The organism is Olegusella massiliensis (assembly GCF_900078545.1).
Lineage (GTDB): Bacteria > Actinomycetota > Coriobacteriia > Coriobacteriales > Atopobiaceae > Olegusella > Olegusella massiliensis.
In genome coordinates this window covers 855,870-868,619 of record NZ_FLLS01000002.1, presented here as the reverse complement: position 1 = coordinate 868,619, position 12,750 = coordinate 855,870, and the positions used below count along the sequence as shown (strand labels likewise).

At 49.2% G+C, this 12,750-nt stretch carries 7 protein-coding genes and 2 tRNA genes; all 9 read right to left on the bottom strand.

Annotated elements, in window-relative coordinates; all coding sequences use genetic code 11:
* Positions 1-62 precede the first annotated feature (62 nt).
* Entirely contained in the window at positions 63-1,571 is a 1,509-nt protein-coding gene (locus BN4314_RS04155) for a sensor histidine kinase (RefSeq protein WP_068539933.1), read from the bottom strand.
* A 3-nt stretch (positions 1,572-1,574) separates the two neighbouring features.
* Complete coding sequence (locus BN4314_RS04150; RefSeq protein WP_021734644.1) at positions 1,575-2,297, bottom strand: response regulator transcription factor; 723 nt, start codon at positions 2,295-2,297, stop codon at positions 1,575-1,577.
* 180 nt (positions 2,298-2,477) lie between these two features.
* Positions 2,478-3,710: a Tat pathway signal protein gene (locus tag BN4314_RS04145; protein WP_068539932.1), complete on the bottom strand. Its 1,233-nt coding sequence runs from the start codon at positions 3,708-3,710 to the stop codon at positions 2,478-2,480.
* Positions 3,711-3,734: 24 nt separating this feature from the next.
* Complete coding sequence (gene purB / locus BN4314_RS04140) at positions 3,735-5,078, bottom strand: adenylosuccinate lyase (protein WP_068539930.1); 1,344 nt, start codon at positions 5,076-5,078, stop codon at positions 3,735-3,737.
* Between the two features lie 733 nt (positions 5,079-5,811).
* Positions 5,812-5,887 (bottom strand) — tRNA-Lys (locus BN4314_RS04135).
* 92 nt (positions 5,888-5,979) lie between these two features.
* Positions 5,980-7,215: a peptidase T gene (pepT, locus tag BN4314_RS04130; RefSeq protein ID WP_021734786.1), complete on the bottom strand. Its 1,236-nt coding sequence runs from the start codon at positions 7,213-7,215 to the stop codon at positions 5,980-5,982.
* Between the two features lie 28 nt (positions 7,216-7,243).
* Positions 7,244-8,527, bottom strand: coding sequence for an aminopeptidase (locus tag BN4314_RS04125; protein ID WP_068539929.1), 1,284 nt, complete (start codon positions 8,525-8,527; stop codon positions 7,244-7,246).
* 127 nt (positions 8,528-8,654) lie between these two features.
* Positions 8,655-8,729 (bottom strand) — tRNA-Gly (locus BN4314_RS04120).
* A 477-nt stretch (positions 8,730-9,206) separates the two neighbouring features.
* A complete protein-coding gene (locus tag BN4314_RS04110; protein WP_068539927.1) occupies positions 9,207-12,551 on the bottom strand; it encodes a hypothetical protein in 3,345 nt (1,114 codons plus the stop codon).
* Positions 12,552-12,750 lie beyond the last annotated feature (199 nt).

Genomic DNA, 12,750 nt, shown 5'->3' with positions numbered 1-12,750 from the left:
CTCTGCAAACAGCTTGCAACGCAGCTTTTTTTGCAGCTTTCCTATTTCTTAGTGAAGTGTTCCTATTCCTCAGTAGAATCCTGCTTGCGACCATGGCGAGACTGATCAGTGGGAATACGCATGGTAAAGGTGGTGCCATGCCCCAGCTCGGATTTTACAGAAATAGTGCCGTTGTGTAGGTCAATGATGCCTTTGGTGATAGCAAGCCCAACACCAAGGCCTCCTGAGGCGCGCTCACGTCCCGCGGCTGAACGCCAAAAGCGTGAGAAGATCTTAGGTATCTCTTCTTTAGCAATACCAATACCGGTATCACGCACAGAAATCAGCACGTCATCGCGGTCGGATTCCACTGTCACCAGCACCCAACCGCCCTCAGGCGTATAGCGCATAGCATTGGACATAAGGTTGGTAATCGCCTCGCGGATACCATCAGGATCTACATCGGCATAAAGCTCGTGGTGTGCTGTCTTGTCGTCAAAAGCAAGACGCAGGCCTTTACCAGCAAAGAGACGCTCCTGCATCGATATCAAACTACGTACCAGATAAACAATATCAGTATGTTTAGGATGGAATCGTGTTTTGCCGTTTTCAAGACGCGAAAGATGCAGCATAGCATCAACTAGTCGAGACAGCCGGCACACCTCATCATCCACCGTCTGTAAATGTTCTTCATCAGCAGGCAACACACCGTCTTGCATCGCCTCCACCGTAGCCTGAATTGCCATCAAAGGCGTACGCAGCTCGTGGGCAACATCTCCCGTAAGACGACGCTCGTGCTTGATGTCACGCTCGAGACCTGTTGCCATCTCATCAAAAGTTTCACCGAGGCGGCCAATCTCGTCGTCCCCTGAAAGCTTAGTACGTGCAGTAAGATCGCCGTTGCGAATTTGGCGTGCTGTCGAAGTAATGCGGTTAATCGGTCGCACGAGCGAACGTGAGAAAAACACACCCATAACCAAGGCAATTCCCACAGCAATCAGTGCTGCCCAAACAATTGCGTTATAGGAATCCGTACGAAATCGTGCATCGGTCTCGGTAAGCAAAGAGCTTGAGTCTCTTGCCCACATATGAACAGTGCCCACCTCGCGACCGCTGCTGGCTTTTACTTTTGCAGTCACAGTGCTCAAAGATTTGGTGACTTTTTCATTCTTTATTTTGCTGTTGCTTTTGTCGACGCTGTCATAAATTTTACGCCCTGTAGAATCTTGTACCAAAATGCCAATCTGTCCGTATTCACCAACGATGGTTTTGATAAAGCTCTCTGAATCGGCACTCCAGCCACCCACTTGATCATAGTGAGCACCAAGCGTATCTGCTGTAGAACGCACAATGCGCTCCATATTACTACGTGCGTAACCTTGGAACTGATCCTCCCATACATAGGCAAGCACCATAGAAAGCACAACCGCCGTCATGATGGCAGTAACAGCGAAGAGTACTGCAGTACGTAGTTGAAATGACCCCGAAGGACGCGATTGTGGTTCGGGGCGCATTGTATTGTAGGTCCCATGACGTGAATCATCGTGGGACCTGCTTTCATTACCTCTGCCTACGTCAAAGAGGTCTGACAAAGCTTAGTTCGCCGCCTCGTCACTAGGCTTGCTTGGCGCTTCGAACCTATAGCCAACACCATGAACGGTATAGAGCCAACGAGGATGACGAGGGTCGTCACCCAACTTGGCACGAAGGTTCTTGACATGAGAATCGATGGTGCGCTCGTAACCCTCGAAATCGTAACCTAGAACCTTCTCGACTAATTCCATACGCGTATATACACGTCCAGGGAAGCGAGCAAGCGTGGTGAGCAACTTAAACTCAGAGGCCGTCAGGTCCACCTCTTGATTTTCAATAAGCACCTTGTGGCCCGTGATATCAATAATCAAATCTCCAAAGTCAAGCACCTCAAGCGCAGGCTCATTTTCGGCATGCGCACGGCGCAATAAGGCACGCACGCGAGCAACGAGCTCACGCGGTGAGAAGGGCTTAATCAGATAGTCATCCGCGCCGAGCTCAAGACCAATAATACGGTCCTCTACCTCACCTTTTGCCGTCAACATAATGATGGGCACATTGGAGGTCTCACGGACGGTACGGCAAACACGTTCGCCTGAAAGTTTGGGCAACATCAAGTCGAGCACAATCAAATCAAAGGAATGCTTCTCAAATTCCTCAAGGGCACTTTGACCATCGCCCACACCGCGTACAGCATAGCCTTCGCGCTCAAGGTATGCCGCAACAGCGTCACGAATGGTTTTCTCGTCCTCAACGAGTAGAATCCTCTTTTCGTCAGCTGCCATGTTGCTCCCCTCAGTTTCAATTTGTTAAGCCTTGGTTGATGTAAACACGTCCCAGGCACCAATCTTCGCAAAACACCCACATAATTACCACATATCTTAGCACGCCTCAGCATCCCTGGAAAGACACACCTCGTGATAATCCTACAAATTTTTCTAAGCGATAGCTTAAGCTAACTGAATTTAAAGCTGAAAAGTCCGCACTGCCACCGAAGCGGGATACCCTGTTGTGGCATCTTTGACCGTCGCGAAACTTACGAAGGTCTTACACTCTCCATCGCGGGCAGGAAAATCACCGTAGTCTACCGTGCGATCCGCTGCTGATAGTGTTGAGTAGCGCTCTTTCTCCGTATCAATAACAAAGTAAGAAGAACGACTCTTCACAATGTAGAGGCCATCTTTTCCCGCAACCTCCGCAGCAGGCTCGCGTGGCAATACGACAAAAGATCCATCGCTTGAACCAATATAGGTACCCATTGATGCAAGAAGACCGCCTGCAGCATAGCTTGCCTCAATGGAGAAAACGAATTTCTCGCCTATACGTACCGCAAACATAGGATTTACGCTTTGGGGGAGAACTAGCTGATCTACGACAGTTTTGAGATTGTCTTCGAGGGAATATGCCGTGATGCCATAAAAAACTCCCTTGGATGCATGCACACGCGGCGACATGGTAACGGTATTGCCTGAAACCTCAGGGCCTGTTGCAAAACGGCCAGGGGACTCAACCACCACGCGGGCTTCTGATGAGCCGAGCTTCCATAAGTAGCAGCGAGAATTCTCTGTTGTTTTTTTGCCAGTCTTGGACGGCATAACCTGCCAAATAACCTTATCCCCAACGACCGCCATACGAGGAGGGTCCCAGTTTGAGTTTACCTTCCATAAGGTTGTACTCTTACCGGTAAGCTCTCCGTTAGAAAAAGGTGCCGCATAGAGCGCCCAGGACTTGGTAAGCAAATCCATCTCGACCCAGGCATACGTCGAATCAGAACAGCGCACATCAAAAATTGCAATACTTGGCGTATCGTCTGTTACGGTAGAGGTGACTACGTTGGACACAGTGCCTGCAGATACACTGAGGGCTGCACCTAAAATTGCGGGCTTTGACGTAGTGCCCACCGAAGTCATCGCAAGCCAATCGCCATCGCCTGGACGCAGCACGCTACCAAGAGGTAGGTTATAGGTTTTATCCTCGCTAATAGGCAGGTCAGTAACAGAATAGACGCTTTCATTCGTTTCAGGATTGATAACATAGTGAGCTTTATTTTTATCTACGATGACAGGAGCTTCGGCATCCTCATCGCCGGGATGAGAACAGCCAGCAAGAATGCTTATGGCTCCTGCGGTCACGCCTGTAACCGCAGTTGCTTTAAATAGGCCGCGGCGGGTAATGCCGGGCCATTTTTTGAAAGGCATGTCTCTCCCCTTTTACCAAAAAAACTAAAAGCTCAAATCTTCCAGACGGTCAAATAGGATGTCAGAGCGCTTAAGAAATGCTCTTGGATCAAAGATGGCATCAAGCTGCTCTGCGCTCAGTGTGCACTCAGAATCAGCCGCAAGGCGTTCACGAAAACTAGGGCCATGGCGCACCTGCTGTACATCATGCCAGGTATCCATAGCATTACGCTGAACGATCGCATAGGCAGCTTCGCGCGTAATACCCGTCTCCACCAAAGCAAGCAGAACTTTGGAAGAATAGATGAGTCCGCGTGTTTTGTTGAGATTTGCCTTCATTTGCTCTGGATACAAAATCAAGCCATCGATGATGCGAATGAGGCACTGAAACATATGGTCAAGCGCAATAAAAGAGTCCGCCATTGCGACACGTTCAGCAGAACTATGTGATATATCGCGTTCGTGCCAAAGTGCCACATTATCAAAAGCGACTTGAGCATTTGCTTTGACAACGCGACTAAGACCGCACACCTTCTCAACCGTAATAGGATTGCGTTTGTGTGGCATTGCTGAGCTACCTTTTTGTCCCTTGCGGAAAGGCTCTTCTGCTTCCAGCGTATCGGTTTTTTGAAGATTTCGAACCTCAGTAGCAATACGCTCGCAAGTAGCTGCGGTAGTCGCAAGAACACCAGCAAGATATGCATGGTGGTCGCGGCTAACCACCTGAGTGGATAGAGGGTCTGCAGTAAGACCAAGATGCTCACAGACATACTGCTCTACGAAAGGATCAATGGAAGAATATGTACCCACAGCGCCGCTAATTGCACCAAAGGCAACATTGGCGCGCGCGTCTTGCAAGCGCTGTAAATCGCGATAAAGTTCCCACGCCCAGCTACCAAACTTCATACCAAACGTCATTGGTTCGGCATGGATGCCATGAGTGCGCCCAGCGCAAAGAGTGTTTCGCTCTTCAAAAGCGCGGCGACGGCAAATCTCACCCAGCTGACGCACATCTTCAATGAGCAGGTCAGTGGCTTGGGTTAGCTGATAACAAAGCGCAGTATCACCAAGATCGGAGCTCGTCATTCCAAAGTGAACCCAACGACTTGGCTTTGGCTCGCCGTTGGGAACATCTCTATCAATATAGGATCCCATATTGGTTAAAAATGCAATGACATCGTGGTTGGTAACAGCCTCAATTGCATCTACTTCTTCGCGATTAAATTTTGCATGAGCGCGGATATAGGCAGCCTCTTCGGGTGTAATACCCGTCTCCCCCAGCTCAGCCTGAGCTTCGCAGGCCAACACTTCGATTTCTTGCCAGATGGCATACTTGTTCTCAAGCTCAAAGATGTCCCCCATCTCAGGGCGAGTATAGCGACCAATCATGTGCATCCTTTCACCGAGGTGTTCCGCGTATTAATTCTAGCGCAGCAAACGGAAAGTCGAGACAAAGCGGCACATCCTATATGCAAAGCCCAGCATGAATATGATGGCGACACATATCTCACGTATACGGCGATGCTCCCGCACAAAACCAAGCGCTCAGAGCGCGTTTGAGGGGCACAAAGCACCCGCTGCGACATCTCGTACCTAAATACCGAAATACGAAAAAATGCCCTATCTCCACGATAGAGAAATCTGACTTTATAACACCCCTTTTATCTGCAGGTTTATGAGTGCTTCTACTTACAGGATTAAAAAATGCTTTAATTCTTACACCTCTGACCTGCACGAGTAGCTGTCTTGAGAAATTTATTTTTTGTTTTTGATCGTAAAAACATACACACTATTAACTATATAATTTACTAATTTATTTTACCAACTGGTGAAATACCAGATACATCAATAATAGTGTGGATGTTTATTCGACATTTTCGTTGCACCGATCGAGTGAGAAATTTTTCAGGAGCAGATGATGAGTAGTCAGCCTTTTACGGGGGAAATGACTAAAGGCCTAGTTCACTTTTGAGTAGTTTTCACCCGCTCGCCATTGATGAGGCAGTGCGTCTGGAGGGGACCACACATTTTCCCTCTCTACTGCTATGTGTCACTTTTTTGTCACTCTATGTCACTTCGCTAAAGAAAAAGGTCAGAGTCGAAACCCTGACCTTGTACTTTCTGGTGGGTCGTGTGGGAATCGAACCCACGACCTTGGGATTAAAAGTCCCCTGCTCTACCAACTGAGCTAACGACCCTTGCGTTTTGTCACGCGTGGCGATTTTACCACGCCGAAGACTTTTATGATACGAACAACTAGCTTGATATGAATTTTTTTCGTGTAAACCTACTACAAAGTCTTGGGTTCCTTGGCAATTGCTTGAACCAAGCGGATAAGCAATTCAACAACAGAGTCCATTGACTGAACAACCGCAAACTCTTTGCGCCCATGGAAGTTGTGGCCACCAACGCCGATGTTGGGACACGGCAAGCCCTTAAAGGAAAGAGTTGCGCCATCAGTACCACCGCGAATAGGGCTGGTATCTGCCTCAACGTCCATTTCCTTCAAAATCTCAATAGGTAGTTCTAGGAGGCGGGGATGTTCGTTGATAATTTCAATCATATTTCTGTAGGATTCTTCAATATCGACCTCAACGGTGCCGTCGCCATACTTACTGTTGAGGAACTCAGCGATTCTATGCATATGCTCGGCGCGACTTTGTGCTAAAGCAAAGTCATGATCACGGATGATGTAGTCCAAATCCATCCGCTCAACATCGCCCTTCATTTCGATCAGGTGATAGAAGCCCTCGTAGCCCTCGGTATGCTCAGGGGTTTCACTGTCAGGAATCAGACCATCAAACTCGCAGGCAATACGGCAAGCATTCTTCATCATGTTTTTTGCTGACCCAGGATGGATGCTAAAGCCATTGATACGCACAGTCGCGCTCAATGCATTGAAGGTCTCGCCCTGCACCTCACCAAACGCTTCTCCATCAACGGTATAAGCCACATCAGCATTAAATCCGTCAATATCAAAGAAATCACTACCTCGACCGATTTCTTCATCGGGAGTAAAGCACACCTCAATAGTGCCGTGCTTAATGGCAGGATCAGCCTGTAACTGTTCGGCCAGAGTCATAATCTCCGACACGCCTGCTTTATCGTCAGCGCCAAGTAAGGTAGTGCCATCGGAGGTTACAATATCCATCCCTTCATAGCGAGTTAAAAAGGGGTAGTCATCGCGACTTACCACATAGCCTTTTTCCGCATCTTGTACGAGATCGCCGCCGGTATAGTGAATCACCTGAGGTTTAATATCGGTATAAGCAGCTGCGCTCGATACATCGATATGAGCAATGAGGCCAAGGACGGGGCCATCGTAATTCTCAATATTTGCAGGGATGGTGCCTCGTATGTAACAGTGCTCATCGACATGAACATCCACAAAACCCAAAGTTTCCATCTCGGCAGCTAAATCACGAGCAAAAATAAACTCGTCGGGGTTGCTTGGTACTTCGGTTGCTTCAGGATTAGATCCAGTTGAGTAGCTTACGTATTTTAATAGCCTTTCATAAGCACGCATGACGCACCTCCGTGGTGTTGTGGTAACTCTAACTTTCCCAAGACCATTGACCATAAACAAAAATGGGGGTTTCAGAGCCATCTTTACTCACGCCCCAAATATCCATGTCGTCAGAGCCAATCATAAAGTCTACGTGAGTTGCACTTTGATTTACCCCTGCAGCGAGAAGTTGTTCTTTGTCCATTTCAAGACCACCTTCAATACACTCGGGGAAGCCCATACCCAGCGCAAGGTGACAGCTAGCATTCTCATCGTAAAGCGTGTCATAGAAAAGCAGGCCTGACTGCCTGATGGGCGTGCTCTTAGAAATTAATGCGCACTCCCCTAGTCGGCAGGCATTTTCATCCGTTTTGATGATGTGCTCAAGCACCTCTCTGCCTTCAGCAGCATCAAACTCAACAACACGACCGGCCTCAAAACGCAACCAGAAATCACGCACAATTTGGCCCGCATGAACCAGTGGCAAGGCAGAGTAGACGATACCATCAACACGCATGCGATCAGGCGTCGTAAAGACTTCCTCGGTAGGAATATTAGGAAAGAAAACCGTACCGTCCTTGGTGCGACCTGCACCGCCCTCCCAAATCCCATTTGGATTCAGGCCCACAATTAAATTGGTTCCGTTTGAAGAACGATAACGCAGCCGGTCGTATTTTGCGGCGTTAAGCAGACGCTTGTTCTTTTCAAAGGTGGCGTTGTGCGTTTCCCAAGCACCCTGAGGGTCACTGCCATCGGAGCGAGCAACGGATAGAATTGCTACCCACAGATGATAGACTGCCTCTTCAGCAGAAACCCCAGGAAAGACTTTCTTTGCCCATGCCGCAACAGGTACACCCGCGATACACCACACGTTGCGCCCAAAGTCCATACCATCGCGGAATGCTTTGCATTCGAGGTTGCGTGAACGGTGCGCAGCAGCTGGTTTCGCAGGATCTATACCTGCTAGTATTGCAGGATCGGAGCCTTCAAGAAAAAGAAATGCTGCGCCCGCTTCAGCAAGACTATTGAGCTGCTCGCGTTTCCAGCTTGGTGTACGCTCAAACCAGGAGATATCGACGTTTTCGTACTCCATACGCGCAATCACATCATCAGCCCAAATCACTGTAACGTGACCAGCGCCGGCCTCATAACCCGCTTTAACTACACGACGAGCAAAGTCAGCACACTCAACAGGAGTAGAAACCACAAACTCTTGGCCTGGCCTAATCGCACAGCCTACACGAACCAAAAGCTTTGCATAGTTTTCAATTTGCTGCGAAAGACCCTCGATTGCTCGCCTGCACTCTTGCGAGGTCATAGGGATATCAGGCATCTCCTTCTCCCCTCTTAACCTTTCGTTCCGATGGTTCTTTTCCCATTACTCGTGTGCCTCAAAACTTAGACGCCTTACCGAACTACCGTAGACACAAAACAAGCCCCGAAGGGCCCGATAACATGTATGGAGCGGGCAACGGGATTCGAACCCGCGGATGATGGCTTGGGAAGCCATTGCCTTACCACTTGGCGATGCCCGCATTGCGTGGAAATTTTATCACAAGGAGAGGAGCTCGCGTAAGTTTTCGGCCAAACGCACGTGATTGCCACGCCAATTGCAGGGATGAGATACTGGATGTTTGCAGACTACCACCAGCAATTATCCAGCGTTTGTGCAGTTAAAGGCAGCTATCATCCAAGCTAAATCCAAGTTGGAGGGTGTAGAGTCATCTTTCCAACAAAAGGAGAATAGCTATGTTTATTGCTATCGAGTGTGGAAGAAAAAAGGCAAGCCTACAAAAACACAGGCGTAATACAGTTCGCCTACCTTTTTATAAATCGAGCTTGCGTGGTGGGGATCCTTGTAGGTCTGCCATACATCTAGGGGTGGGACACGCTGGTCGAGCGCACAGCCTATTGTTTGGTGCTATTAATAAACCTCCAAGCTCTCAAACAAAGAGCTTGGAGGTCAAAGCGTACTAACAATAGAGAAGTTAAACACTCACAGCTGCGCAGCGCTATGATCTGCGAATAACTTCTGCGACAAGTTCGGCAACCGAATTGACTTGTGCGGGATCCACCTCATCAGGATCATCGTCGGGCACCTGAGAAAGCGCCAAAATACCATCAGGGGTAAGACCACAAATGGTTGCGGCACGCATTCTCGCACGCATGGCAGGTGTGGCGTCAGTATCCTCCCAATTGTGCCTGCTGCGACCAAGCTCAATGTGAAGATCATCGGCGATCTGACCTATGAGACGAGTAAGACGACGGTCGGCTTTGCGAGAATTTGCCTGACCCTCTTCAGTCAACAGTGTCAACTCTCCATCACCAACGCAAGAGAGATTTATTACAAAGGAACCACGCGCATTGCGACGATTTTCTGCAAGGAAAGCTTTCATACCCGCATGGTCTGCATACGAGCCACCTAGTGCCACAAACCAGATGTCATGGGCAAGCAGTTCGTCATCACCCATAGCCAAAATGCTATCGCGGAGCTCTTCTTGTACCCGCACATCATCTTCGTTGGCACGTTTGCCGTCACGCCTTGTGGCGCCACCCTTCCAACTATTGTTGGGGTGAGGTTTGCCGCCCTCGTCATCATCAAAGTTTTCCCAGCTACCGATGGCGCGACCATCCTTTTTAGCATCGTAATCATCACCAACGCCTAGCCAGTCACCCAAAGATTCAGGCTCCTCTTCGGTTTTCTTGGTGCGGTGGAATAGGCCACGTCGACGCTTGTTTTTAGGCTTCTCATCCTGAGGAGCTGGAGTGTGCAGGGTCGTTAGTGATTGAGGTACGACGTCCTGCTCCTGCGCGTCTACATGCGCTTCGCTTGTACGTTGAACAGCAGCATCTATCGCTGCGCGAGCCTGCTGACCAGCCTCACTCATACGACGACGAGATGTCTTTGCGGTTGATTCAAGCTCATCACTTAAAGGATCGACTTCGTCCTCATCCCCTAAAGGATCAGGCAAATCAAAAAGTATAGCGCGTCGGGCAACGCTGCTTACGGGTGGTCTGAAATTAGACTTACCCCAGTCGGGATCATCGAGGGTTGCGGGTTCGGCATGTTCGTCAGGCAGCCTGGAAGAAATAACTGTCACGTCCGGAGCTAAGGTGTCCAAACCCGACGAATCTTTAGTGTCAGCGTGCTCATCAACTTCTTGGCCATCTGCCAGTTGACCTAAAGGAACAAACGGCAGAGTACCATCAACATCTTCCTGGATACGTGGCATCACGCGAGTGGTCATAGAGGCCTCTTTAGGCTCTTCCTCAGCAGCATTTTCATCGCTTGCCTCATCTGTGGCATCGTCGACTTTCTCGTCTGTAACTTCGTCGATTGCCTCATCTGCAACTGCAGCGCTTGAGTCCTCTATAACTGCAGCACTTGTCTCGTCGGTAGCTCTTTCCTCGACTTCGTCGCTCGCGTCAACAACGTCATCGGAAGCCTCAGCAGCTTGTTCAGACGCTGCTTCTTCCATAATGCCTTCGTCTTCGGGAATTTCTTCCTCGATAATGGCGTCAAGATATTGATATTCGTCATCGTTCTCTTCACGCTGGCGAGTCGCAGGTTCAGGTTGTTCGGCATCAGCATAGTCATAATTGCTTGAATCAAAATCTTCCTCTGATCCAAGATCTTCATCGGGGTAGGCATCTTCGGCGTACTCATCCTCAGCAGCCACATTACTATCCTGAATCTCGCCTTGCTCATCTATAGAAGCATCTTCGTAGCCCAAGTCTTCTTCATATTGCTCGGGTTCAACAGCTTTGTGCGCAGAAATACTATCCTTTATATGCGCAAAGAATCCCTGAATGCGAGCGGCCACACCTTGCGGCTGGACCTCATCGGGCACAAGATACCCCTCGTCTTCTTCGTCGTCATACTCTTCGTCATATTCTTCAGTATCAAATTCTGATTCTTCGTAGGGCTCTTCTGCATCTTGATAAGACTGTGCGTCAGAGGTAGCTTCATTCTCCTGCATATCCTCATCGTTGTTAGTCTCTGCCACCTCGGACAGCTTATAAATAATCTCGCAACCCTCAGGAAGAATGTGCAATGCTTCGAGAGTCTCTTGACCGTGGCGGACTCCAAGAACTTCTTCGCCCTTTGCTTCGCGGGTCACAACTCGAGCAGCTGAAATCGGTTCTTCATAGAGATGCTCAATAGGAGCCGCGGGGTTTGCAGCTGCAGGTTCTTCTGAAGTCTCCATGGATAACTTTTCGTCATCTTCATCGGTTTCCGTCTCAACATCCACAGGCTCTTCTTCAGGTTCCTGCTCTTCAAGCTCATCGACATATTCAGGTTCGTCTTCGAGCTCCTCACCCTCTACGGGTTCAGCATCGAGATACTCGTCTTCATCGTAGTCGTCATCGTATTCAGCATCTTCGTCAGCGACACCAGCGGTGTCTTGGACTGCTTCTTCTTGAGCGGCGGTTGTACGTTCTTCATCGGTAGGCGTTTCTTCAGCGTCTGTAAGCTCAGCCTCTGCTTGCAAGCGCTGTGCCTCTTCTTCAGCTGCCTTGCGGGCAGCTTCTTCTGCGGCAGCAGCCTCCCTCTCTGCAATTCGTGCGCGCTCAGCAGCATCGCGATCGCGACGCTCGCGCTGCTCGCCATAACCTGTTGCCTCATCATCGCCAGGATGCACCATAGACATCACGCCAAGAAGGGCGGCCACACCGGACTTGTTATCATTGCTGCCTTCTGTACAAGGAGCAAAGCGCTGCTGCAAATCGGCAACGCCAATCATCAACAGGGGCAACGCACATATAATTGCAACGACCCACATAATGTGACGTGCGGCAGAAGGAATAAAAGCAAAGGATTGCACAACGCTAAAAAACACCGCAAGACAACTTGCTTGAGGAGAATACTTGCGCAGTAAGGGCTGCCAACGCGCAAAGGGCTCATTGCACAGCAGATTCTCACGAGGCGTATCGTAGTGGGCAACAATCACAATGGGGCGATTGCCTTTGACCACCAGCGGACCTGTAGCACGGTGGATACCAATGACGTTTTGACTTTGAATCTTTCTACCCAAGCCACCCAGTAAGTCAACTACACCTGCATGATGCAGGGCAAGCAGGACAAACGTAGCGAGTGTTAAAAGGATACCCGCAACCATTGCTGGCGTACCCAACAAGCCCGACAAAAAGACACCGACAAACAGCAAGATACCCACGATGCGGTATGGCAGTTTTCCGAGACCAGGCGCCACAAAATCCTGCATACGTGTCTCAAGGCCGTGGCTTTGCATCAACGACTCAATGGTACTCGCAGCCTGATATTCTTCTTCACTGTTTACTGGGGCGATATCGACCTTTTGGTTTAGATACTCCAGATAATCGCGCGAAGTTGACATACTGCTCATCCTTTGTGGGTGACGAATAGACACTGATTCCTAAATTATACGTCTTACGCAGGAAAACCTCCCCTCGCATTTGATAAATGTAAGCTATGGGAATAAATGTCCTAAAGAAACAACAAGTGGCTTTTCTTACGTCTCTACCAAATTTGCTTTTCCACTCATGGTAGGGTGCTTATATGAGAGGAGGCATACC

What these genes read in the sequence shown, in the direction of transcription:
- BN4314_RS04125 (WP_068539929.1), bottom strand. Translation starts at nt 8,527, where the DNA reads ATGCCTGATATCCCTATGACCTCGCAAGAGTGCAGGCGAGCAATCGAG.
- BN4314_RS04145 (WP_068539932.1), bottom strand. Translation starts at nt 3,710, where the DNA reads ATGCCTTTCAAAAAATGGCCCGGCATTACCCGCCGCGGCCTATTTAAA.
- pepT (WP_021734786.1), bottom strand. Translation starts at nt 7,215, where the DNA reads ATGCGTGCTTATGAAAGGCTATTAAAATACGTAAGCTACTCAACTGGA.
- BN4314_RS04110 (WP_068539927.1), bottom strand. Translation starts at nt 12,551, where the DNA reads ATGTCAACTTCGCGCGATTATCTGGAGTATCTAAACCAAAAGGTCGAT.
- BN4314_RS04150 (WP_021734644.1), bottom strand. Translation starts at nt 2,297, where the DNA reads ATGGCAGCTGACGAAAAGAGGATTCTACTCGTTGAGGACGAGAAAACC.
- purB (WP_068539930.1), bottom strand. Translation starts at nt 5,078, where the DNA reads ATGATTGGTCGCTATACTCGCCCTGAGATGGGGGACATCTTTGAGCTT.